General features: G+C 69.0%; 17 protein-coding genes. 5 read left to right on the top strand and 12 right to left on the bottom strand.

The window, feature by feature from the left end; genetic code table 11:
* Positions 1-34: 34 nt before the first annotated feature.
* Positions 35-832 (bottom strand): SDR family NAD(P)-dependent oxidoreductase, encoded by a 798-nt coding sequence (locus tag AC0662_RS19720; protein WP_452204911.1) that lies wholly within the window; start codon positions 830-832, stop codon positions 35-37.
* A 232-nt stretch (positions 833-1064) separates the two neighbouring features.
* Here AC0662_RS19720 and AC0662_RS19715 point away from each other — a divergent pair, with 232 nt between their 5' ends.
* Complete coding sequence (locus tag AC0662_RS19715) at positions 1065-1481, top strand: MarR family winged helix-turn-helix transcriptional regulator (RefSeq protein WP_452204909.1); 417 nt, start codon at positions 1065-1067, stop codon at positions 1479-1481.
* Here AC0662_RS19715 and AC0662_RS19710 read toward each other — a convergent pair.
* The gene (locus AC0662_RS19710) at positions 1478-2389 is read right to left on the bottom strand and encodes an SMP-30/gluconolactonase/LRE family protein (RefSeq protein WP_478302269.1); all 912 of its coding nucleotides are present in this window, start codon (positions 2387-2389) and stop codon (positions 1478-1480) included. The two genes, AC0662_RS19715 and AC0662_RS19710, sit on opposite strands and share 4 nt — an antisense overlap.
* Positions 2390-2501: 112 nt before the next feature.
* Here AC0662_RS19710 and AC0662_RS19705 point away from each other — a divergent pair, with 112 nt between their 5' ends.
* A complete protein-coding gene (locus tag AC0662_RS19705) occupies positions 2502-3491 on the top strand; it encodes a winged helix-turn-helix domain-containing protein (protein ID WP_452204905.1) in 990 nt (329 codons plus the stop codon).
* 79 nt (positions 3492-3570) lie between these two features.
* Positions 3571-5577 carry an HNH endonuclease signature motif containing protein gene (locus AC0662_RS19700; protein WP_478302267.1) on the top strand — a complete coding sequence of 669 codons (2007 nt, stop codon included), beginning with the start codon at positions 3571-3573 and terminating at the stop codon, positions 5575-5577.
* Positions 5578-6782: 1205 nt separating this feature from the next.
* Here the strand turns inward: AC0662_RS19700 and AC0662_RS19695 are convergent.
* From AC0662_RS19695 to pseB, 9 genes are all read right to left on the bottom strand, one after another.
* Positions 6783-10376 (bottom strand): discoidin domain-containing protein, encoded by a 3594-nt coding sequence (locus AC0662_RS19695; RefSeq protein WP_452204742.1) that lies wholly within the window; start codon positions 10374-10376, stop codon positions 6783-6785.
* 184 nt (positions 10377-10560) lie between these two features.
* Entirely contained in the window at positions 10561-12198 is a 1638-nt protein-coding gene (locus AC0662_RS19690; RefSeq protein ID WP_452204743.1) for a solute symporter family protein, read from the bottom strand.
* Positions 12195-12539 carry a DUF485 domain-containing protein gene (locus tag AC0662_RS19685; RefSeq protein ID WP_478302264.1) on the bottom strand — a complete coding sequence of 115 codons (345 nt, stop codon included), beginning with the start codon at positions 12537-12539 and terminating at the stop codon, positions 12195-12197. Before AC0662_RS19685 ends, AC0662_RS19690 begins: the two co-directional genes overlap by 4 nt.
* 102 nt (positions 12540-12641) lie before the next feature.
* The gene (locus tag AC0662_RS19680; RefSeq protein WP_478302262.1) at positions 12642-13481 is read right to left on the bottom strand and encodes a class I SAM-dependent methyltransferase; all 840 of its coding nucleotides are present in this window, start codon (positions 13479-13481) and stop codon (positions 12642-12644) included.
* Between the two features lie 37 nt (positions 13482-13518).
* Positions 13519-14256: a cytidylyltransferase domain-containing protein gene (locus AC0662_RS19675; protein ID WP_452204746.1), complete on the bottom strand. Its 738-nt coding sequence runs from the start codon at positions 14254-14256 to the stop codon at positions 13519-13521.
* The gene (locus tag AC0662_RS19670) at positions 14244-15059 is read right to left on the bottom strand and encodes a hypothetical protein (protein WP_452204747.1); all 816 of its coding nucleotides are present in this window, start codon (positions 15057-15059) and stop codon (positions 14244-14246) included. The genes AC0662_RS19675 and AC0662_RS19670 overlap by 13 nt, the downstream gene beginning before the upstream one ends.
* Complete coding sequence (locus AC0662_RS19665) at positions 15059-16468, bottom strand: class I SAM-dependent methyltransferase (protein WP_478302260.1); 1410 nt, start codon at positions 16466-16468, stop codon at positions 15059-15061. Before AC0662_RS19665 ends, AC0662_RS19670 begins: the two co-directional genes overlap by 1 nt.
* 10 nt (positions 16469-16478) lie before the next feature.
* Positions 16479-17603: a UDP-4-amino-4,6-dideoxy-N-acetyl-beta-L-altrosamine transaminase gene (gene pseC / locus AC0662_RS19660; RefSeq protein ID WP_478302258.1), complete on the bottom strand. Its 1125-nt coding sequence runs from the start codon at positions 17601-17603 to the stop codon at positions 16479-16481.
* 1 nt (position 17604) lies between these two features.
* A complete protein-coding gene (gene pseB, locus AC0662_RS19655; RefSeq protein WP_452204750.1) occupies positions 17605-18588 on the bottom strand; it encodes a UDP-N-acetylglucosamine 4,6-dehydratase (inverting) in 984 nt (327 codons plus the stop codon).
* Between the two features lie 147 nt (positions 18589-18735).
* Between pseB and AC0662_RS19650 the strand changes: the two genes are divergently transcribed.
* Entirely contained in the window at positions 18736-19758 is a 1023-nt protein-coding gene (locus AC0662_RS19650; protein WP_478302256.1) for a PseG/SpsG family protein, read from the top strand.
* On the opposite strand, the gene AC0662_RS19645 is transcribed toward AC0662_RS19650, so the two are convergent.
* Positions 19751-21979: a hypothetical protein gene (locus AC0662_RS19645; RefSeq protein ID WP_478302254.1), complete on the bottom strand. Its 2229-nt coding sequence runs from the start codon at positions 21977-21979 to the stop codon at positions 19751-19753. The two genes, AC0662_RS19650 and AC0662_RS19645, sit on opposite strands and share 8 nt — an antisense overlap.
* 120 nt (positions 21980-22099) lie before the next feature.
* Here AC0662_RS19645 and AC0662_RS19640 point away from each other — a divergent pair, with 120 nt between their 5' ends.
* Complete coding sequence (locus AC0662_RS19640; protein WP_478302252.1) at positions 22100-22849, top strand: N-acetyltransferase; 750 nt, start codon at positions 22100-22102, stop codon at positions 22847-22849.
* Positions 22850-22888 lie beyond the last annotated feature (39 nt).

The following is a 22888-nucleotide window of genomic DNA, read 5'->3' as shown; positions in this document are numbered from 1 at the left end:
CCCGCCGTGGTGCGGTGGCCGGAGCGTCGGGTGGTCAGTCGACGACGAGTCCGCCGGTCAGGTTGGCGACGGTTCCGGTCATCGCGGACGCTTGGTCGGAGGCGAGGAACACCGCGACCGCTGTGAGTTCGGCCAGCGTCGTGGGCCGCTTGCGATGGGTCATCGCGCCGGCGGCGGCGGTGAACTGGTCCTGGGGGATACCCAACGCGTCCGCGTGCAGTCCGTACACGATGTCGATGACCGGTGTCTCGACCATTCCGGTGGTCCGCAGGCAGACCGAGCGGACGCCGTATTGCGCCCATTCGGCGGACAGCGCACGGTTCAGGGCCTCCATCGCCGCCCAGCCGACACTCATGCCGCCGACCAACGGCAGGGGGACGCGGGCGGGTTCTGGGGTGTGCATCATGATCACTCCGGCCCCGCGAGGGATCATGTGCCGTGCGGCGGACCTCGCGGTCACGAAGTGGGCCCGGGCGTAGGTCGTGACCGGCCGCAGGAAGTCGTCGACCGGTAGGTCGGTGAAGGGGATTCCCTGCAGTCCTCGCGGTGAGATTCCGATCGCGTTGAACGACACGTCGATGCTGCCCGCGTCGGCGACGACGGCGTCGAGGTGTTCGGTGACGGACTTCTCGTCCAGGGCGTCGACCACCGCGGTTTCGACGGCCCCGCCCGCGGCGGAGATCTCCTTTGCGACGGTGTTGACGTTGTCGGGATTCCGCCCGGTCAGGAACACCCTGGCGCCTGCGTGGGCGAACCCGCGAGCGACCGCGCTGCCGACCGCCCCACCGGCTCCGTAGACGACCACATTTTTGTTTTCCAGCCCGTTGGTCATGGGGACCACCTCCTACTCATACAGAGGCGATCGCGACGCGAAAGTCATCGGCGTACGTCGAGACGCCGGCTGGGCAGCGCGGGGGAAGCGACGGCTCGGCGCGCCGCCTGGTGGAACGGGCGCTCTCGCACGCCACCAGGAGCGGCCTCTGTCGGCCGGAGATCAAGCTGCGGAGATGGGAGAAATTTGGACCGCTGTGCCAGGATGGCGCTTCCCGACGGAGGTGGACGCGATGGCGCAGGAAGCACTGCAGCTGCTGGTCAGCATGCACCGGATCGTCAGGCACCTGCGCCGGAGCAGGACCACCACGCTCCTGCACCCGACGCAGTTCCTGGCCCTGATGCTGATCGCCGACGAGCAACCGATCCGGATCGGCGAGATCGCCGCTCGGGTACCGTGCTCACAACCCACCGCGACCACCACGGTCGCGGCGCTCGAGCAGTCCGGCCTGGTGCGCCGCGAGCCCGACCCCGTCGACGGCCGCGCCACCGCGGTCGTCCTCACCGACACCGGCGCCGCCACCGTCGAAGCCTCCGGCCGTCAAGCCGCCGACGAACTCGCCAAGCTCCTCAGCCGCCTCGACGAGCCCGACCGAGCCCTGGTCCTCAAAGCCGGCGAAGCCCTCTCCCGCATCACCGACGACCTCTAACGCAGCCTGGGTACGACGGTCACGGTGTACGGCGGCGTTCCGGGAGCACCGTCGAGCTGGCTGTTGACCCACAGCAGCCGGCCGCGGTCGCGAGCAATCGTCGTCGGGGTCGCTGTACTGGGGGCTGAATCCGCGAGCAGCGTTGCCTCGGTGAGGTCGTGGTTCAGGAGCGCGAGCCTGGTGACGTACTTGCCGCCGCCGGCGTTGTAGACGGCGTACAGGCGGTGTCCCTCGAGGAGGTAACCGTCGCCGGACAGGATGCCGTTCGGGACGTCGAGGACCGTGACCTGCTTCGTGCGGAGGTCGATCCGGTACGTGACGTCCTGACCCTGCTCGCCGACCAGGAGCACGCGGCCGTCGGTGACGATGCCGTTGAGGAAGTACGGCGTGGGCTGCATCCTGTCGCGCGTGAGCCACGGTTCGAGCTCGCCTAGTCCGTCGCGCGTGAGCGGTGCACGCCAGATCTGATTGTGTGCCGAATCGGTCACGTACACGGCGTCACCGGCGATCGTGAAGTCGTTCAGGAACGAGCCGTCGGCGGCCCGGCGTACGGCGAGCAGGCGGCCGCGGGCGTCGTACAGGAACAGCTTCGAGGTGCCCGCGCCGGCGATCAGGACGCGGCCCCAGCGGTCGACGTGGACACCGGTCGCGGACGTCCGGCCGTCACTGCCGGCGGCGAGGAACTGGGTCAGTTTGGGGGAGCGGGTGGTACCGCGGTACACGGCGCCGGTGCCGACGCTGGTGACGTACATCGTGCCATCGGGCATCACCGCGATCCCTTCAGGCGTGTCGCCGGGAGTGGTCGAGACGACGTACTCCGATGGTCGGTGGGTGGACGCGGCGCTCGCGGTCGCCGGTGGGGTGATCACGGTCAGAACCAGGACGGTGAGAACTGCCAGACGCTTCATCCGACCAGCGTCCGAGAGCAGGACTGTCCCTCGCGACCGGTTTCGGCCTGAACCGAAGAAGTCTGCCCGAAGGAATCTGCCCACGGCTGCGTTCTGCGGTCACAATCGGGGGATGATCCGGGTCCACTTCACCGCGGCGGACCTCGGGCGGGTCACCTTCCCGGCCGAACCGCATCCCCTTCGGGAGGCCGCGCTCGCCGCCCGCGCGCTGGGCCAACCATCGCTCTCGCCCGCGGTCTGCCGGTGGCGCCGCTCGGCAGGACCCCGAGTCCGGGGCTCGATGCGCCCACTCTTCAAGCTGATCTCGCCCGGCGGCCTGTTCCCGGGCTTCCTGGTCCCCGACGTCACCGGCGGGTTGGAGCCCGCCGTCGAGGCGCTGATGGACACGCCGGCAGACGTGATCCGCGAGCAGCTAGGTCCGTGGTTACCGCCCCAGATCGACCTATACATGCAGGGCCTGCTTGCAGGTCGGTCCGGTTCCCGTCGAGCCCTGGGCGCGGCCGTGCGCGATTTCCACCAGCACGTCCTGGCCCCGTCGGAACTACACCATCACTACAGTGCCGACCTGGGGCGACGTACCCGAACGATCCTCCACGAAGGCGTCGACGCACTCCTGTCTTCTCTGCACCCGGATGTCGACTGGTCCGCTCCGGTCCTCACCACCTACAGCCCCGACGACACCGACCACCAAGCCGCCGACATCCACCTGAACGGCCGCGGCCTGGAGCTCTACCCGTCGCCGCTCGCGGCCACCTGCTCAGTCATGCACGTCCCGGACCGCCGTCCCGTCCTCATCTACCCGTGCGCGGAACTCCCCGCCACCGAACTCGCCACCGCTGACTCGTTGGCCGATCTCCTAGGCCGCACCAGATCCGCCGTACTCCGAGCCCTCGTCCACCCCGCCAGCACAACCCAGCTCTCCCGCCGGCTACGCATCTCACCGGCCTCCGTCTCGGACCACACCAGAGTCCTCCGTGCCGCCGGTCTGATCACCACCGAAAGAACCCAAGGCGCAGCCCTGCACGCCCTGACCTCCACTGCCCACGCGTTACTCGTTGGCGGACCTGATAGTTGCTCATGGCAATATCCACAGGGTGTTTAGGTTGTGGATGACGAGTTCCCTTGAAATAAAGGGGTTCTGGCTTTGAAAACTGTCGGAGGGGGTGTCTAGGCTTTGGGGTATGGAACTCCTGGGTGAGCGGCCTCCTGAGGTGATGAGCGAGCGCGAGCTCGTGCGCGCTCTCGACCAGAGCCATGCCGACCTCGCCCGACTGGAGGCCCACCGCCTGCGACTCCTAGCGGCCTTGGACCGGAGCGGCCACGCGGAGGCTGTCGGTGCCTGCGACACAATCCAGTTCATCGAGTACCGCTACCGCCTCGATCACTACCGTGCCCGTCGCGATGTGCAGCTCGCCCGCGCGCTACCGAAATACCAGGCGGTCACCGCTGCCCTGGCTGATGACCCGGAGACCGGCGTACTGATGCGGTCGGCCCAGGCGGAGGCCATCGTGCTCGAGCTGGAAAAGACACCGTCGACCGTGCCAGTCGACGACCTCGACTGCGCCGAACGTGAACTCGTCCGCCTCGCCCGCCACCTACCCCCGGCCGAGCTGCGCAAAGCCGCCGTCCAGGCCCGCGACATCCTCGACACCGACGGCCCCGAACCCGAAGAACAGAAAGCCGCCGCCCGCGAGACCCTCACCCTGACTTCGGCCGACCGCGGCGTGAAGTTCAAGGGCTACCTGGCCAACGAGAACGCCGAACTCCTCCGCACCCTGATCATCACCGCCGCCCGCCCCCACAACACAATCGACGGCGCCCCCGACCCCCGCCCCCGCGAAAAGCGCCAAGCCGACGCCCTAACCACCACCCTCACTCTCGCCGCCACAGCCCTAGACGCCGGCACCCCAACCCCCACCATCCGCCGACCCTCCACAACCACCCCGCCATCGGTCGCGACCCCTGCGGAGTCCGCGGACTCCGAGGAGTGCACCTCACCAACAGTCACGAGCCCGTCGGGGTCTGCGGACTCCCCACGGCGCACATCACCAGCGGCCGCGAGCCTCTCGAGGTCTGGGGACGCTGCAGTGCGCACCCCGCCAGAAACTGAGAGCGCCGCGGACTCCGCAGGACGCACCCAACCAGCAGTCGCGAGCGCCACAGGCTCTGCGGACTCTGCTGGGCGCGGAGGTTCAAGTGGTGATGTGGTGCCCGGCTTCGGTGCCAAGGCGAACATCACCGTGACGATCGACCTTCAAGACCTGAAAGCGGCAACGGCGGACGCGATCGGCCAGACCGTGTACAGCAACGGATTGTCCGCCGCCACCATCCGACGGCTGGCGTGCGACGCGAAGATCATCCCGGTAGTCCTCGGCTCGAAATCAGAACCACTGGACGTCGGTCGAAGCGAACGCCTCGTCACCAGAGCAATGCGACGCGCCCTGAACACCCGCGACCGCGGCTGTGTCGTGTGCGGCGCCCCACCCGTCATGTGCGACGCCCACCACCTGATCCCGTGGGTCGACGGCGGCGTCACCGCAGTGTCAAACCTCGTGCTCCTCTGCCGTCGGCACCACACCGACCTCCACGCCGGCCACTGGCACATCACCATTACCAACGACACAGTCCACGTCACCCGCCCCACCTGGGCAGACCCACCAAGCCCTCACCATCACAAACCGCCGCGCACCACCACCCAGTCCCCAAATCCACCCACACCCGAGCCGCGCGCGCCGATGCCACCCACAACCGAGCGGCATGCACCCGAGTCACGCGCATCCGCGCCACGCACACCCGAGTCACGTGCGCCGGAGTCACGTGCGCCGGAGTCACGTGCGCCGGGGTCGCGTGCGCCCGAGCCGCGCGCATCCGCGCCACGCACACCCGAGTCACGTGCGCCGGAGTCACGTGCGCCCGAGCCGCGCGCATCCGCGCCACGCACACCCGAGTCAAAGGCGCCCGAACCGCGCGCATCCGAGCTGGTGGATTCGACACCTGTCCTTCCGTCCTCGCGCGATCCCGAGCCATGGAGCAGGACAGTCCTGCCCGCACCCGCCACCGTTGGAACGCGGACAAGCCGCTGGAAGTCCACCGACGCCACTCTTGCGAACGCAGCACAGTTCGCGATGTATGGCGCCGCCCCGACAACCGATTCCGACCCCGGCCCACCATCCTTCGCAACAACCTGAGCCGTCCGCCGCCAGACCAACACCAAGCCACGTGGCTCTCCGGTGCCCCAGCCCGTACTCCGCAGCCTGAGTTCGACAGAGCAAGCGCGCGGTGGGCGCAGGTGGTGGGAACACGCGGCGGAAACGCACGGTGTGGAGCGTCCGCGATCGCCGAGGTACCGGGCGAGGAGGCGCCCGGCGCGGTACTCCGGCTTGGGTGGCGGGGCGCCCGCGCGCACGGGATGCGGGAACTGCGGGTAGACGGCGGGCTCCGCGGAGCGAGAAGCCTGGTCGGGCAGTACGCGCGACGCGAGAGCGTGGAGCGGTGCGCCGGGTCTGGTGATGCGGCTTGGAGTGCGTGTTGTGGGGCGGGTCGCCGGCCGTGGGCGTGTGGGCAGGCAGGCTTGGCGGAGGGCGTGTTGGGGGCTGCATCGCGAGGCACGCGGGTGTGTCGGGGGGATGAAGCGCGGGGCGCGTGGCGGGGCCGCTGGGGGTGGCTGAGCGGGCGGCAGGTGGGCGGCGGCGAGCTTGATGGAGCGCGTGGGGTGTGGAGCGCGTGTTGTGGGGGTGCGTGGTGGAGTGCGCGCGGCATGGCGACGCGTGGCGGGGTGCGCAGGATGTGAGTGGGGCAGGCGGGGCGGAGGGCTCGGTGGAGTCCGTGCAGTGTGGAGTGAGCGGGGTACTGGGGATCCGCCGAGCGGGAGAGCGGGAGAGCGGGGTGCAGATGGGTGGGGTGCGGGGTTGGGAGTGTTGCACCTAGCGCGGGTGAGTGGGGCGCTGGAGGTGTGGAGCACACATGTCGCGGAGGTTGTGTGCGGATCGCGAGTGGCGGTGCGAGAGGCGCGGGGAGACGTTTCGGGTTTGCCAGGTCCCGGGGGCGGGGGACTCCGTCGTGCCATGCCTGGCCGGGATGTGCCTGGTGACGTGGTGGCGTGGTGACGTGAGCGAGGCGGAGTGAGTGGCGGAGTGAGCATTGCGGGGCGCGTAGTGGAGTGAGCGTTGTGGCGTGAGTGGTGCGCGGTGTCGTGGTGGTTCGGTTCGGTGCGGTGCGGTGGGTGGATTTGCTGGGTTCTGTGGCTTGCGGTGCCTGGGACGCGGGTCGGCCTTGGTGGGAATGGGGCCGGGGAGTGGGTGTGGGCTGAGGCGCACTCCCGCGGGGAATCGGGTTGTGGGTGGGGGCCGGGGAGTGCGGGCCTTGGGGGGCCGCGCACTCCCCGGGGTGGGGGTTAGTTGCGGGTGAGGGTGAAAGTGGTGGTGGTGTTTTGGATGTTGGTGGTGTTGTTGGTGAGGGTTAGGTTGGTGAAGGTGGCGGTGCCTGTGGCTGGGCCTTGGCCGGGTTCGGGGAGTTCGTTGGCCCAGATGGCGAAGCCGGATTTGCTGTCGAAGGCGTCGCCGGATTTGTGGGCGCCGGAGATCGTGGTGTTGGTGAAGACCGTGTCCGCGACCGGGAACTGGGGCTGTCCGCCCACGTAGTTGGTTTGGAACATGATTCCGCTGTACGTCGGATCGACCACGTCGAGGTCAGTGACGCGGATGCCCTGGAAGATCTTCGAGGCCGAGAAGATCCACACGGCGGGGAACGCCTGGTTGCCCCAGAAATGGCCGCCGGAGCGGACCACTGTCGCGTTCTGGAACTGGGTCGGCGGTGTTGCCCCGAAGCCGTTCATCGGGATGCCGAAGTCCAGGGAGCTGATGGTGATCCCGGGGTAGGTGAGCATGTCCGCGGCGTAGAGGTTGCGGAAGATGTTGTTCGTGCCGCCGTAGACCGCGAACCCGGCGGCCCGCCAGGTCAGCGATGCGGACAGGTTCTCGAAGATGTTGTCGCGGACCTCGCCACCGCCGTTGTCGGTGGCGTTGAAGAGCGCGAAGCTGTCGTCGCCGGTCGAGCGGGCGTCGTTGTTGCTGACGGTGTTGCCGGCTGACCCGTTCGTCATGTTGATGCCGTCGGCGAAGGTGTCGCGGATCCGCGAGTTCTTGATCGTCGACGTGTCGGTGTTCGAACCCCAGTACAGGCAGACCATGTGTTCGACCCAGATGTTGTCGATGGTCATGTTCGCCGTACCCGAGAAGTCGAAGACCTTGCCGGGGCCGTCGATGCGCGAGGTGTAGTTGCCGAAGTACGCGAAACCGCTGAACGTCGACCCGTTCGCCGATGCCTCGGAGCGGAAGCCGATGTCGGTGTTGTCCTGCGTCGACGGCGCGTGGAAGCGGGTGAACCACGGCCCGGCCCCGATCACCTTGACGGCCTTGCCGTACACCTGGAACTTCGACGACGTCTCGTAGTCACCGGCCGGCAGGTACACGCCCTGCAGCGTCGAGTCCTGCCGCACCTTGTCCAGCGCGTTCTGCACGTCCTGTTGCGTGAACCCGCCTGGTGTCACGAAACCGGCGCCGGGGTTCGCGATGGCGGTCGCGGACTCGGTGTCCACGAAGTCGATCGAGTACGTCGTACTGTTCGCCGGATCCTTCTGCAGCCGGATCTTCGTGCCGGCCGGATAGGTCTGGTCGAGCAGCAGGTTCGCCTCGTCGTAGATGTGCCGCGCCGGGCCCGAACCGGGTGAGTTGTTCGGCGACGCCTCAGCGCCGTACAGCCACGCGTACTTCGAGGTCAGCGTCAGCGTCTTCGCGAAGGAGCCGTTCACGTAGACGCTGAGCGTCGACGACTGCCCGCCGCCGCCCGCCGAGTCCGGGATCGAGAACCGCGTGACCAGTGTGTTCGTGGATGCCCGGGTGGTGAACTCGACGTACGCGCCGTTCGTGTTCAGCGTGACCGCGCGCCGGCCGGATGCCTCGCCGGCCAGGTCGCCGATCGTTCGGTTCGGACCGATGACGTTCGCGCCGCCGCCGACCGCGGCGTCTTCTGCCTCGAGATGGTCGTACGGCATGTTCGCGCCGCGCCCGACGAACAGCGGGCGCTCGCTGGTGTTGTTGGTTCGCTTCACCGGCAGTTCGTTCGCGTCGTCCGCCAGTACGACGCGCACGGTGTAGCGACCGTTCGCGGCGGTCCAGTTGCCAACGGCAACAGCCGGAGTGGTCGCGCCGGCGGCGATCGAACCGTTGTAGGAGCCGGTGAGCGTTGTCACCACGGTCGAGCCGTTCAGAACCGTGAGCGTGATCCCGTGCGCACCAGACGCCGTGGCGACACTGCCCTGGTTCTTCAACGCGACCGAGAACGAGACGGAGTTCCCGGCCGACGGGTTGCCCGGCGTCCAGTTCACCGCGGCCGCGACGAGGTCCGAGCTCGCCACCGGTGTCACCACCAACGGGCCCGAGGCGTTCGCGGTGTTGTTGCCGTCGTTCTGCTCGATCACCGAATTCGCCTCGTCGACCTTGGCGCTCAGTGCGTAGCTGCCGGCGTCGCGAGTCCCGATCGACGCGCTCACCGTCGCTGATGCACCGGCCGCTAGCGCGCCGACGGCCGCCGTACCGACCTTGGTGGTGCCGAGGTAGAAGTTCACGTCGGTAGCCGCGGATCCCGCCGTACCGCTGTTGTTGACCGTCGCGCGGACCGTGATCGTGTCGGTCTCGACCGGCGAGGTGGGTGTCCAGGAGACGTTGGAGAGCGTGAGATCCGGGTTCGGAGCCGGTACGCCGAGCACCTGCAACTCCGCGACCTGACCAGCCGGCGCACCGGTGTTCCCGGTGAAGTTCAGCCGTACGTCGGCCACGCGCGCACTGACCGGGATCGTCACCGAGTTCCCACCCGCCGGGTCGAACGAATACGTCGCGGAGGCAACGATCGTGGCGAAGTTCGTGGAGCTCTGCTCGCGCCCGAGGATCGAGAACGTCTGCGTCCGCGGGCCCCACGCCGCGTCGGGGTTGAGGCGCACCACGACCGAGCTGAGGTCCGCGTTCGAGCCGAGCTGTGTGGTCAGCGTGGCCGGGTTGGCGTTGCCTTCCCAGTACGTCGTCACGTCGTCGTCGTTCGCGTTCGCCGGCACGTAGGTGAACGTGGACCCGGACGCGGTGATCGGCTTGTGCGCCGCCAGGTTGCTGCCCGGACCACCACTGCCGTTCCGAGTGACGGTACTGCTGTTCGCCGACTGGTTGCCAGCGGCATCCTTCGCATGGACGAAGTACGCGACCGAGGTGTTGGCGGGCTGGTTGTCCGTGTAGGTGAGAACGTTGCCGGCCACGCTGGTCCGCAGTTGGCCGTTCGCGTAGACGTCGTACCCGGTCACGCCGACGTTGTCGGTCGATGCGCTCCAGGTGAGTTTGATCTGGCCGGCGCCGGGCTCGGTGAAGGCCAGGTTGCCCGGGGCGGTGGGAGCCTGGGTGTCACCGGTCGCCGGTCCGTAGACCTCGAGCTCGGACAGCTGACCGGCGGGCCAGCCGGTGTTCGCGGTGATCCGGACCCGGACGTACCGCGCGGTCGCCGTTCCGTAGTTGACGGTCACGGTGTTGTTCGGCGGGTTGAAGGTGCGCGCGGCGGACGCGGACAGGTCGGTGAAGTTCTGTCCGTCGGTGCTGCCCTGGACGGCGAGGGTCTCGTCGCGGGCACCCCAGTTCGCGGTCGGCAGTTTGAGAACGACCTGGTTGGTCGCGACCGACGAGCCGAGGTCGACCTGGACCCACTGCGGGAACGCGTTGTTCGCGCTCTCCCAGTACGTCGCCTGGTTGCCATCGGTCACGTTCGACGCGGCGTAGTTCTGCGTACTGCTACTGGCCGAGGCGGCCTTGCCGGCTGCGAGGTTGGGCCCGGCAAGACTGGGTCCGGCGAGTATGGCGGCCTGCGCGGCAGGGACCGACCGGACGAGGGGCGCGGCCGCGAGACTCGCGGCCAGCAGGGCGGTCAGCAACCGCCATCGGGGAATTCGCATGAGGCCTCTCCTGGTGGGCGGGACAGGGAAGAGCCACCGCGCGAGAGTCCAAAACTTACGTAGGATTGCTCAATTCTTGCGCGGCGATGGCTCATTGTTACGGCACCGCTACGCGGCCGTCAACGGTTCGGGAACGACGAAAGGGCCGGCTCGCGCAGTGCGAGCCGGCCCTTCCGGGGAGACGTCAGTGCTTGGCGGGACCTTCCGCGCCGGCACCGGTGAGCGAGCGGACCGAGAGCTCGTTGTACCGCGCCTCGCCGGCTCGGTCGCGACCGAGGTAGGTGCCGAGGACGCCGAACAGGAAGCCCAGCGGGATCGACACGATGCCCGGGTTCGACAGCGGGAACCAGGCGAAGTCGGCGCTCGTGATCATCGACGTCGGCTTGCCGGACACCACCGGCGAGAAGATCACCAGGACCACGGCGGAGATCAGGCCGCCGTAGATGCTCCAGGCCGCGCCCGACGTGTTGAACCGCCGCCAGAACAGGTTGAACAGCAGGGCCGGCAGGTTCGCCGACGCCGCGACCGCGAACGCCAGCGCGACCAGGAACGCGATGTTCAGCTTCTGCGCCGGGATCGCCAGCGCGATCGACACCGCGCCGATCCCGATCGCCGCGAACCGGGCGACGCGCAGCTCCTGCTTCTCGCTCGGCTTCTCCTTGGAGATCACGTTGGCGTACAGGTCATGGGCGAACGACGACGCGGACGTCAGCGTCAGGCCGGCGACCACCGCGAGGATGGTGGCGAACGCGACCGCCGCGATCAGCGCCAGCAGGATCGACCCGCCGAGCGAACCGGCGCCACCGCCGACGGACTCGGCCAGCAGCGGCGAGGCGACGTTGCCCTTCGACTCCGCCACGGCCGAGCCCTTGCCGGTGTCCAGCAGGGCCGCCGCGCCGAAGCCGAGGGCCAGCGTCATCAGGTAGAAGACGCCGATCAGGCCGATCGCCCACTGCACCGACCGGCGCGCGGCGCGGGAGTCCGGCACGGTGTAGAAGCGGATCAGGATGTGCGGGAGTCCCGCCGTACCCAGGACCAGGGCGAGGCCGAGGGACAGGAAGTCGATCTGGCCGGTGAGGTCCTTGCCGTAGAGCAGGCCGGGCTGCAGGAAGGCCTCGCCCTTGCCGGACTTCTCGGCCGCCGAACCGAGCAGGTCGGAGATGTTGAAGTGGAACTTCACCAGCACCAGGAAGGTGATCAGCACCGTGCCGGCCATCAGCAGCACGGCCTTCACGATCTGCACCCACGTGGTGCCCTTCATGCCGCCGATAGTCACGTAGACGATCATCAGCGCGCCGACCAGCACGATGACGGCGGCCTTCACGCCCTCGCTCTTGACGCCGAGCAGCAGGCCGACGAGCGATCCGGCGCCGACCATCTGGGCGAGCAGGTAGAAGATCGACACCACGATCGTCGAGGTCGCGGCCGCCGTCCGGACCGGGCGCTGCTTCATCCGGAAGGCGAGCTGATCCGCCATCGTGAAGCGGCCCGAGTTCCGCAGCAGTTCGGCGACCAGCAGCAGGGCGACCAGCCAGGCCACCAGGAACCCGATCGAGTACAGGAAGCCGTCGTACCCGTAGAGCGCGATCTGGCCGGAGATGCCGAGGAACGAGGCCGCGGACATGTAGTCACCGGCGACGGCGAGGCCGTTCTGCGAGCCGCTGAACGAGCGGCCGCCGGCGTAGTAGTCGGCCGCGGTCTTGTTCTGCCGGGACGCCCACCAGGTGATGTACAGCGTCACGGCGACCACTGCGGTGAACAGGGAGATCGTCAGCGCGCGGTTCCCCGGCTCGGTCGCCAGTGGGACGAGGAGTGTGGTCACCGGCGGCGCTCCCTCTTGTACTTGGCGTTCAGGCCGTGGGCCAGCGGGTCGAGCCTGCGGTTCGCGAACCGGCCGTACAGGCCCGCGATCAGGAACGTCGAGGCGAATTGCAGCAGCCCGAAGATCAGCGCCACATTGATGTGGGTGTCGCCGATCCGGTGATTCATGAAGCCCCGGGCCCAGTTGCAGCAGGCGACGTACGCCAGGTACCACGCCATGAAGGCGATGGTCCACGGTACGACGAAGTTCTTGTACCGGCGTTTCAGCTCGGTGAAGTCGGCCGCCTCGTGCACCGCCTCGTACGCGCGGGCATCCCGCTCGCGCACCGCTTGGTCGTCCATGAGCTCCCCTTCGGTGGACCCGAACAGGTGCACGTTAGCCGCAAGTCGCCCGTTTGTGACCTACCGCAACCAAAACGTTTCTCCAGGTGCGGCGGTCAACCTCTACAGATGCGGCGCGACGGGGCCGTCGAGGGTGCGGCGGTAGTTGGCGAACTCGCTCGGGCGGGCGCGGTAGCAGCCGGTGAGGTACGGCATCCGGAGCGGCTCCGGTGGGCGGGCGCTGTGCTCGTAGATCAGGTCGACCTGCTCCAGCAGCTGCTCGCGCCGGGTGTCCTTGAGGATCGCGACCGCCGAGTGCGAGCGGGCCAGCTGGCGCAGGCCTTCGCGGTTCATGTCGTGCCAGTGCCGGAACCGGGCCTGCTCGATCAGCGTGAACAGGTTCGACTGCTCGAGGACCGGGATCGGCTCGAACCCGTCACTCCCCCCGAAGCTGTCGCCCTGGATCACCTGGAACATGCGGCGGACCCACGGCACCACGGTGTCGGCGTTGTTCCAGAGCAGTCCGAGGACGCCGTTCGGGCGCAGTACGCGGGCCATCTCCGGCAGCGCCCGGGCGTGGTCGAACCAGTGAAACGCCTGTCCGACGAGCACCGCGTCGACCGAGGCGTGCGCGAGCGGGATCGACTCCGCGGCACCGACCATCGTGTCGATCCCGGGCCGCCGACGGCAGACCTCGAGCATCTCCGGCGACGGATCGACCGCGATCACGTGGTGCCCGAGCTCGGCGGCGACCGCGGCCAGCTTTCCGGTGCCGGCACCCAGGTCGAGCACCTGGAGACCGCGGCCGGGCCCCAGGATCCAGGTCAGCGCCTCGACCGGGAACGTCGGCCGGCCGGCCTCGTACGCGGCCGCGACGGCGCCGAACGAGGTCGCCCGCGCCGTGCGCGCGCCATGGGCAGCGGCAGCAGCGGCAGCGTCCCCGGCCGGGTCGTTGGTGGTCATCAGCTAAATCATGCCGTAGTGACGGCCACGAACGCTGTTACTCGCCGAGTTTCTTCTGCTCGATGTGCGCGTTCAGCGCGGCCAGCTCCGGGTGCTCGTCGAGGATCGCGACCAGTTCGGCGCAACTCAGCTTGGTCGCGTCGAAGTCCTCGATGAGGGCGTCGAGCAACTTCCAGTCGTCCGCGGTGTCCAGCGTCAGCCGGTACTGCGCTCCGCCGCCGCTCCACGGCAGGTTCAGCAGCCGCATCTCGCCGGACCGGTTCTGGTGCAGGTACGACGTGACGTGCTCGCGGTCCGCCTTCAGCATCGCCTTCGCCTCGGCGTCGTACAGCCGGGCGGCGGAGAAGATCTCGAAGTCCATGCCGCGCGGGTAGGTGCGCTCCAGGCAGTTCGAGACGTACAGGTCGAGGTCCTGCTCGGACCGCCAGCGGTCGACGCCCGCGGCAACGATCTCCGGGTCGATCAGCGGGCAGTCCGAGGTGACCCGGACGATCCCGTCGAGGTCGTTCTCCCGGGCGGCGCCGGCGAACCGGCTGAGGACGTCGTCCTCGCTGCCGCGGAAGATCGGGATGCCGTCCTCCTGGCACAGCTGCGCGATCACGTCGTCGTTGTGGTTCGTGGTGGTCGCGACGATCACCGGCAGCCCGGTGCGGTGCAGACGGTCCAGGTGGTGCTCCAGGTAGGAGCGGCCGCCGGCGGTCAGCAGCACCTTGGCCGGCAACCGTGTGCTGGTCACCCGGACCTGCGTGATGATGCCAATTGTCAGCTGTTCCATCGGAACATCTCCCGGATCTCTGCCGGACCGGCGACGTGGTCGACGCCGAGTTCGGTGTCGGTGAAGGCACGGGCGACCGCGGCTGGGACGTACGGCTGGTCCATCTCCGGCCAGAGCCGTTTGATCCGCGCCTGACCGCCGAACGACGGGTGCTCGTTCTCCAGCACCATGGGATCACCGTAGACCCCGGGCCGCAGCCCGAGCGAGGCGCCGTACAGAACGGCGGAGCTGAGGCGGTTGGAGGCGACCCGCTCGTGCTTGCGCAGTTCCCGCAGCTGGTTGACCAGGAACTTGGCGTTGGTGCGCCGCCAGTGCAGGCCGCGGTAGCCGTGTGTGATGACCCGAAAACCGGCGTCCTTGTAGACGTTGCGGATCGCGGGCTTCTCGTATTCGTTCCAGTACAGGCAGACGGTCACCGGGCCGGTCTCGTGCTCGTTGATCGAGGCAACGATCCGCCCGTGGTCACCGAGCACGTGCTGACCTTCCCAGCCGTGGAACGGGTAGAAGATGGTGCCTTTGGCCCGTTTCGACGGCGTGGCGAGCTCGGGGTGCACCTTGAGCAGGTACAGCCAGACCGAGCCGATCACCGAGTAGTTGCGCAGGCCGAGCGCGTGGCCGCGGCGGCGGACGCTGTCGGACCAGACGAACTTCGGCATCCCCGGCGCGAAGTTGGTGCCGTACGCGAAGCCGTCGAGGATGTTCCAGCCGTGCTGCAGGTAGCCCCAGATCCGCGGCGGTTTCGCGAGTCCGGCGTACGACGCCATGATGTTGGCGTGCCCGTAGAAGTGGTTGGCGTGGTGCATCAGCGCCGTACCTTCTTGAGGACCCGCTTGAGGCGGCGGCGGATCACCCGGGCTGGGTTCATCACCGCGTGACCGATGCGGTACGGCCGGGACCGGCGGATACCGCTGACGGTTCCTTCGAACAGGATCGCGCGGGCGCTTGCGTGCGCGAGCTCGTCGGCGAGCCGGGCGACCGTCGTCAGCTGCTCCGCGCTGCCCCGCGGCCGGACAACCTCGTCCGGCGTGAACTCCTGCTCGGGAACGGTGATCCCCGCCATCGAGGCGAGCCGCGCCGTCAGGGCATGCGGGTCGGCGGCCGCGGGCCATGGTTGCCGCGAGCCACTGTCCAGCGCGCGCCGCGCGAACCGGGCCAGGTGCTCCACCACGTCGAGCCCCTGCGCCTCCCCGAACAGCCGGTACGACGAGCCGTCGCGGATCACGTTGTCCGGCGACCCCGCACCACGCGCGCCGAGCCACGCCACGTACTCCGGGATCACGCGGCGAAGCTCCGCCTGGTCATCACAGCGCAGGGCTGCCAGCAGGTGCTCCTCGAGCAGGACGCCGTCGCCGGTCGGGACACTGCCTTCTGGCAGGACAGCAGGGGTTTCGGTTCCGATGACGAAGTACCAGGCGGGGGCCAGTTCCACCGCGAGGCCGGCCTCGGCCGCGTCGAGGACCACGCGGTACGGGTCCATCAAGGTGGGTCCTTCGTTGCGTGCGGCAACAGTTCGCGCGGCGATCACGCCGGCGAACCCGTCCACGGTGGTGAACGCGACGTCGGCCTGTACGAGGGACGGGAAGACGGCGTACGTCTGCGCGACGTCGACTCCCGCCGCGTGTAGTGCGGCCTGCAACGGTTTGAGACCAGCGGGAGCTCGGTCGGCGACGTCGCGCGCCCAGTCCTCGTCGCGGGGGAGCGCGGCGGTGATGTCGGGCTGGATCAGTCGCTCGAACCCGAACGAATTCTCGGCGGCGAGCAACAGCCGCCCACCCGGTCGCAACCGCCCGAGCAGCCGGGCGAGCCCGTCCGCCCAGGTGAAGATCGCCGTGTCCGGCCCGACGAGTCGATCGAGCCCGTCCAGCGCGACGATCACGTCGTACCTGTCGCCGCCTGCGCCGGTCCGCTCGTCGAGGGCGAAGCGGTCGAGGGCGCCGCAGAAGACCTCACCCTTGGTGGTTTCGAACTGCTCGGCGAGTTCCTCGGCGTCCGGGGCGGAGCGGACCAGGAGATCGACGGACGTGACCGCGTCGGCGGCAGCGGTGATCAGGTCGGCGGCGTGCGGGCCGGCGATCAGGACGGCGTCGTCGGGCTGGAGGGTCGCGGTCAGGAGGGCCGTGGCAGCCGGGCCGGTGCACGCGGGGCGGGCGTCGGCGGGGTGCAGATCCGACCAGTTCAGCAGCTCTCCGCCGACCAGGTTCGATCGGGTCACATCGGTCACGTTAGCCAACCAGGGTCGAAAGGGTCTCGATCACCCGGTCCACGTCACTGTCGGTGAGGTCCGGGTAGAGGGGGAGGGACAGTTCGTCGGCGTAGAACTGCTCGGCGTTCGGGCACTGGCCGCGCCGGTAGCCCTGCCGCGCGAAGACCGGGTGCCAGTACACCGGAATGTAGTTCACCTGGACGCCGATGCCCGCCGCGCGCATCCGCTCGAAGATCTCCCGGCGTCGCCCACCGAGGACGCGGATCGGGTACAGGTGCCACATCGGGTCGACTCCGGCCCGCTGCACCGGCGTCCGCAACCCGTCGACGCCTGCGAAAGCCGCGTTGTACCGCGCGGTGATCTCGGCCCGCCGCCGCTTGAACTCGGCCAGCCGCGCGAGCTGCGACAGCCCGAGCGCCGCGCCGAGATCGGTGAGCCGGTAGTTCACGCCGTACTCGTGGACTTCCTGGTGCCAGGGGCCCTCGTCGGCGATCTCGAACCGTGCGGCGTCCCGGACCAAGCCGATGAAGTGGAACTCGTGCGCGCGCTGCGCGACGTCCGGGTCCTTGCAGACCACGGCGCCGCCTTCGCCGGTAGTGAGGTTCTTGGTGGGGAAGAACGACATCGTGGTGACGTCGGCGAGGTCCCCGACCGGTCGGCCGTCCGCCGCGCCGCCGACCGAGTGCGCAGCGTCGGCGAGGGTACGGGCGCCGACTCGGTCAGCCAGCAGCTGCAGTGCCGCGTAGTCCGCGGACTGGCCGGCGTAGTCGACCGCTGCGATGACGCGGGTCCGATCGGTCAGCGCGGCTTCCACAGCCTGCGGATCGAGCAGTGCGGTGGCTTCGTCCACGTCGGCGAAGACGACCTTGGCGCCGAGCATCGCGGCGCAGGACGCGGTCGCCACGAAGGTCATCGGAGTCGTGATCACCTCGTCGCCGGGGCCGACCCCGAGGGCGGCGTACGCGATGTGCAGGGCGGCGGTGCCCGACGTGCAGCTGACCGCCCGGTGCCCGCCCGCCAGCTCGGAGATCGCGTTCTCGAACGCAGTGACCGCAGGCCCGGTGGTCAGCCAGTCGCCCCGAAGTACGGCGGTGACCGCCGCGATGTCCTCCTCCGAGATCGACTGGCGTCCGTACGGAAGCACGTCAGGCGTCGCTCTCGAGGATCTTGCGGATCTCCTCGATCGAGTACCACTGGTCGTTGGTGTCGGACGCGTACTGGAAACCCTCCGGCACCGGCACACCCGCGGCCGGCGGCTGGTAGCCCCAGCTGGCCAGGTCGGGCTGCAGGACGAAGCGATTGCCGAGGACGAGCGCGCGACGGCCTTCTTCCGGGCTGATCATCTCTTCGTGCAGCTTCTCGCCGGGGCGCAGGCCGATGTCGTGCATGGTCGCGCCGGGCGCGATCGCCTCGGCCAGGTCGGTGACCTTCATCGACGGGATCCGCGGCACGTACAGCTCGCCGCCGGTCATCAGGTCGAAGGAGTCGACGACGAACTCGACCGCCTCCGGCAGCGTGATCAGGAACCGGGTGCAGCGCAGGTCGGTGATCGGCAGCGACTGCCCGGCCGCGTGCAACGCCCGGAACTTCGGGATGATCGAGCCCCGGCTGCCCATCACGTTGCCGTAGCGCACGACGCTGAAGCGGGTGTCGTACGCCGCCGCGTAGTGGTTGCCGTTGATGAACAGCTTGTCCGCGGTGAGCTTCGTCGCGCCGTACAGGTTGATCGGGCTGGACGCCTTGTCGGTGGACAGCGCGACGACGCGCTTCACGCCGCTGTCGATCGCCGCCTCGATGACGTTCTGCGAGCCGACCACGTTGGTCTGGACGAACTCCCACGGGTTGTACTCACCGCTGTCGACCTGCTTCAGCGCGGCCGCGTGCACGACGTAGTCGACGCGGTGCATGGCGCGCAGCAGCCGGGCGCGGTCCCGGACGTCGCCGAGGAAGAACCGCAGCCGCGGGTCGTCGCCGAACGACTGGCGGACCTCCCACTGCTTCAGCTCGTCGCGGCTGAAGACGATCACCCGCCGCGGCTTGAGGTTCGTCAGCACGTGTCGAACGAACGTCCGCCCGAACGACCCGGTGCCTCCGGTCACGAGAATGTCTGAGCCGGTGAGGATTGACACGCGAGCAGGACCCTTCTGACGGACAGTTCCGAACTGCGCACACGCGGTGCGGACCTCGGAAACAATAGCTGCCCGGTGAGCTGTCCCTTCAACCCGCGTCTCAGTGCGGCGTCATCAAACGTACGCTGCGCAGGTACGGTCTGGGGCGTGAAACGCGTCGGTGTGCGATGTGATGTAGGCCCCGCCCGGGGCGTCGGGCACGTGATGCGCTGCCTGGCGCTGGCCGAGGAGGTACGCCGTCGCGGCGCCGAACTCGTCTTCGTCTGCGACGCCCACACCGTCCCGTGGGCCGCCGAACAGATCGCCGCTCGCGGGATCTCGGTGACCCCGGCCGTGTGGACCCCGGAGGAGCATGTCGCGCTGTTCGGCGCGCTCGGTCTCGACGCGGTCGTCTTCGACTCCTACGACCTGGATGCCGCGGTCTACCCGGCTGTCCGGGCCACCGGCCTGCCCACGCTGGCGATCGTCGACGGTGACCTCCGCGGCGCCGAGGCGGACGTGCTGGTCGACCAGAACCTCGCCGCCGAGCTGGATCTCCCGGTCCTTCCGCGTGACTCGGTCCGGCTCGCCGGTCTGCCGTACGTGATGATCCGCGACGAGATCCTCGCGCATCGCCCGAGTGAGCCGCCTGCTGCGCGACAGAACGGCGTACCCAAGGTTTTTGCGTTCTTTGGTGGGACGGATGCGTTCGGTGCTGGTCCGCATGTGGCGCGGGCGCTGGTGGCGACCGGTCTGCCCTTTGAGGCAACGTTGGTTGCCCCCGGGCCGGCGCTGGCCGCTCAGATCGCTGCTGTGGAGCTGCAGCCGCATCAGCAGCTTCAGGTCATCGGTCCGACCGATCAGCTCGCAGCGCAGGTCCGTGAGGCCGACCTGACGATCAGTGCGTCCGGTACGTCGACCTGGGAGCTGCTGTGCCTCGGTGCGACGGCCGGACTGGTGTGTGTCGTCGACAACCAGGTGATGGGCTACGAGCGCGCGATCGACACCGGTGCGGCGGCTGGGCTCGGTCTACTTAGCGCACTGGAGGCGGACACCTCGTTGGCCGTCCCGGTGCTCAAGAGGCTGCTCACCGACTCGGCCGAGCGTGGTCGGCTGGCGAGAGCCGGTTGGGAGCTGGTGGACGGCCGAGGGCGGGAGCGAGTCGCCGATGCGCTCCTGCGACTTATTTGAGCTCGTAGATCGTCGCGTCGAGGGTGGCGTGGCGGAGGCGGACGAAGTTGCGGAGTGCTGGTGACACCTCGCCGGCCCGGTGGTCGGCGTACAGCCAGCGCACGCCGGCCTGGCGGAGCCGCTCGATCGCAGCCGGCGTGGGGGACTTGAAAACGATGTCGTTGGCGACGAGCTGCGCGCTGTCCCAGTACGGGATGAGGCTCGGGTTGCCGTCGTTGGTGAGGGCGATCCGGTTCGCCTGGTTGGAGTAGGACCAGCCTCCGATCAGAACCGGCCGCTCGGACAGTGCAGCGAGCCAGAAGTGCCGGCTGTCGCAGACGCCCTCGCGCTGGATGATGCAGTGCGCGTTGGTCGCGATCAGGTCGCCCGGCGCGCTGTTCCGCCGCAGCCACCGCGCAGCGCCTGCTTCCGCTGCTGTCGCACCGCCGCGGAACGGATGGGCGAAGACCAGGTTGGACGCCTTGTCCGACACGACCGCCTGCAACGGCACCAGCGTCGCGCCGACCATGCAGGCGGCGACCACACCGCCGAGCAACGCCACGAAGAAGTTCCCCGGCCGCCGCGCTGCCTTCCAGCCCACCGCTACGACCAAACCCGCCACTACTACCGCCACGGCCGTCCACAGCCAGGGCTCCTTGATGCCAGGCAGGTCGGCCGACTGCCACCGTGCGATCGCCAGCGTCACCAGACCGAGCAGACCCGCCACTCCGACCAGCACCACGGCACGCCGGTCCGCCAGTCGCCCGACCAGGTTCGCCAGCCCGACCGTTGCGAGTACGGCGATGACCGGGAACGCGGTCCGCACGAAGTACAGCTGGCTGACGCCAGACTGGGTTGTCAGCAGCGTCCCGAGCAGTCCGGCGACCGCGACGCCGGCCAGGAACGCCACCCCGGTGTCCCGCCACTTCCGGCCCAGGAAGAACAACCCCGACGCGGCCAACGCCCAGCTCAGCAGCGTCGTCAGCCCAGACAACAGCTGCGCGTGCGGGTTCGACACCAGCATCGGGTACGGCGCCAGTTGCACGAAGGTCTCGAACGGCTTGATCTCCGTCCCCCACGTGCTGCCGCCGAAGATCGTGATCAGCGCGGCCACGAACACCGCCAGCGACAGCAGCCCGCCGAGGAACGCCGGCCGCGTGGGTCGCCGTACCAGCCCCAGTTGCAGGAACGCGCAGGCGAAACCGACGCCGACCAGCGGCAGGATCGTCGACTTCGCACCGGCCGCGACCAGCGCGAGCAGGACCAGCAGCACCCACCGGCTGCGCGGTCTACCGTCGGCTCGCAGCAGGTCGACCGCCACCACGCAGAGCGCCAGCGCGATCAGGACGCCGAGGTTCTGCGTCGGACTCAGGTACGCCGCGACCGCGGTCGAGATCCCGCCCAGTCCGACGCCCGCCAGCGGCTGCACCGCCCCACCGAGACCGGCGACGAACACCGCCAGCGGCCCCGCCCAGGTGGCACCGGACTCGGCCGTCGGCGTCAGCCGCGTGGTCAGTGCGAACACCAACCCGCATCCCGCCAGGAACAGCGGCAGCCAGCTCAGCGAGTGGATCAGATCGGTCAGGTCGATCCGCGTTCCCCACTGCGTCGCGGCCGTCGCCTGGTGGAAGAACGTGTGGTACTTCATCGGCTCGCCACCGAGCCACAACGTCGAGATCGGTACGTCGTACTTCGCGCTCGCCGCCAGCGCCTGCTGGAACGCCAGGTCCGGGTAGGCCTTCAGCGGATCGGTGTACGCCGGCAGGAACTGCGCCGGACCGCGCCGGTACACGATCAGCAGCACGACCGCGGTCGACGCCGCGAGCAACCAGGCCTGCAGCGGCCGCAACGGCCGCTCGACCCGCCGCCAGACCCGCGCCCGGGCGTCGCTGTCCGCGAACGCGATCACCAGCACGATCGGCGCCCACACCCACGACCAGGCCTGCAACCCGATCGACGCGCTCGCCAGGTAAACCAGAACCTGCCCGGCGGTGCCGACGGCGAATCCGGCGGACAGGTCCTCCACCAGGTTCCGCCGGTACCCGCCGATCAGCCGCCAGAGCGCGAACCCCGGCAGCGTGACGACGACGCCGGTGAACAGCACGAAACGGACCAGCTCGAAGGGCGTCGAATGCAGCGCGAGCAGAACGAGCGCCAGCAGCGCAACGGCGACGCCGGCGGCCAGCCCGGAAAGGGACGGCCCCGCGGTCCGCGGCCCCCGCCGCCTCGCTTTCGCGCGCATGTCGTAACACTAATGTGAAATCCGTTGCGCCACGAATGTGGAGTGTCACTGCGCGTGAGGTGCCGGAGCGTACGTTCCGGCACACAAGTGGTAACCCCGATGCCTTAAGCTCAGCGCTCTATGAGTTGGTACGACGCGCTCGAGGCCGGTGAGCTCACCGTGCGGCCGTCGGTGGACGCGGCGAAGCGCTTCGGGGTGTCCATCGACCGGATGTGCGTGTCCGCATCATCCGGCACGCCACTCGCCGAAGTGCTGGCCGCGGTCGAGAAGTCGACGGCCGACGTCATTGTGCTCCGGTATCCGGCCCGCGAAACCACCTGGTTCGCCGCGCTCGCGAACGGACCGCGGCAGGCGCTGCTCGCGGACACGGTCGTCTGCTGGTCGCTCCCGGTCGGAAAGGGCCGGCGGCCCGCGCCACTGGCCGGGTTCACCGCGCAGCTCGAACCACAGGCCGCCGACGACGTGGTGGACGACCTGGTCGCGGACGTCTTCGGTGATTCCGGCAACCACTACTGCTCCGACCCGGTCTTCGACCGGTCCAGGGCACTGGCCGGCCGGCAGGAGTGGGCCCGGCGGCGGATCGCCGACGCGGGAGCCGTCGTACTGCGCGGACCGGACCGGCGGGTGCTCGCACTGGCCGCTATCGACCAGCAGCGGTCGTGGACCGAGGTCCAGCTGGCCGGCGTCGTCCCGGCCGAGCAGGGCCGTGGCCGCTACGGACACCTGCTGGCCGCGGTCGAGGACGTCTGCGCGACCCGGCGGCTCGTCGTCACTACCCAGACCCACCAGACCGGCATCCAAAGGATTTGGGCCCGCTACGGCTTCGAACCCGTGCATAACCTTCTGACGGTGCATCTCGTTGCCGCTTAGTAGGAGTGCGCTGGGGGCCCACTGTCTGCCGACCTCGAG

The sequence above is a fragment of the Kribbella sp. NPDC043289 genome, assembly GCF_056436705.1.
The sequence above is the reverse complement of the archived record's forward strand: the minus strand, read 5'-3'. Positions and strand labels throughout refer to the sequence as shown.

Bases quoted from the DNA above. Each gene is read 5' to 3' on its own strand.
- AC0662_RS19720 (WP_452204911.1), bottom strand. From the start codon at position 832: ATGACCAACGGGCTGGAAAACAAAAATGTGGTCGTCTACGGAGCCGGT.
- AC0662_RS19715 (WP_452204909.1), top strand. From the start codon at position 1,065: ATGGCGCAGGAAGCACTGCAGCTGCTGGTCAGCATGCACCGGATCGTC.
- AC0662_RS19710 (WP_478302269.1), bottom strand. From the start codon at position 2,389: ATGAAGCGTCTGGCAGTTCTCACCGTCCTGGTTCTGACCGTGATCACC.
- AC0662_RS19705 (WP_452204905.1), top strand. From the start codon at position 2,502: ATGATCCGGGTCCACTTCACCGCGGCGGACCTCGGGCGGGTCACCTTC.
- AC0662_RS19700 (WP_478302267.1), top strand. From the start codon at position 3,571: ATGGAACTCCTGGGTGAGCGGCCTCCTGAGGTGATGAGCGAGCGCGAG.
- AC0662_RS19695 (WP_452204742.1), bottom strand. From the start codon at position 10,376: ATGCGAATTCCCCGATGGCGGTTGCTGACCGCCCTGCTGGCCGCGAGT.
- AC0662_RS19685 (WP_478302264.1), bottom strand. From the start codon at position 12,539: ATGGACGACCAAGCGGTGCGCGAGCGGGATGCCCGCGCGTACGAGGCG.
- AC0662_RS19680 (WP_478302262.1), bottom strand. From the start codon at position 13,481: ATGACCACCAACGACCCGGCCGGGGACGCTGCCGCTGCTGCCGCTGCC.
- AC0662_RS19675 (WP_452204746.1), bottom strand. From the start codon at position 14,256: ATGGAACAGCTGACAATTGGCATCATCACGCAGGTCCGGGTGACCAGC.
- AC0662_RS19670 (WP_452204747.1), bottom strand. From the start codon at position 15,059: ATGCACCACGCCAACCACTTCTACGGGCACGCCAACATCATGGCGTCG.
- AC0662_RS19645 (WP_478302254.1), bottom strand. From the start codon at position 21,979: ATGCGCGCGAAAGCGAGGCGGCGGGGGCCGCGGACCGCGGGGCCGTCC.
- AC0662_RS19640 (WP_478302252.1), top strand. From the start codon at position 22,100: ATGAGTTGGTACGACGCGCTCGAGGCCGGTGAGCTCACCGTGCGGCCG.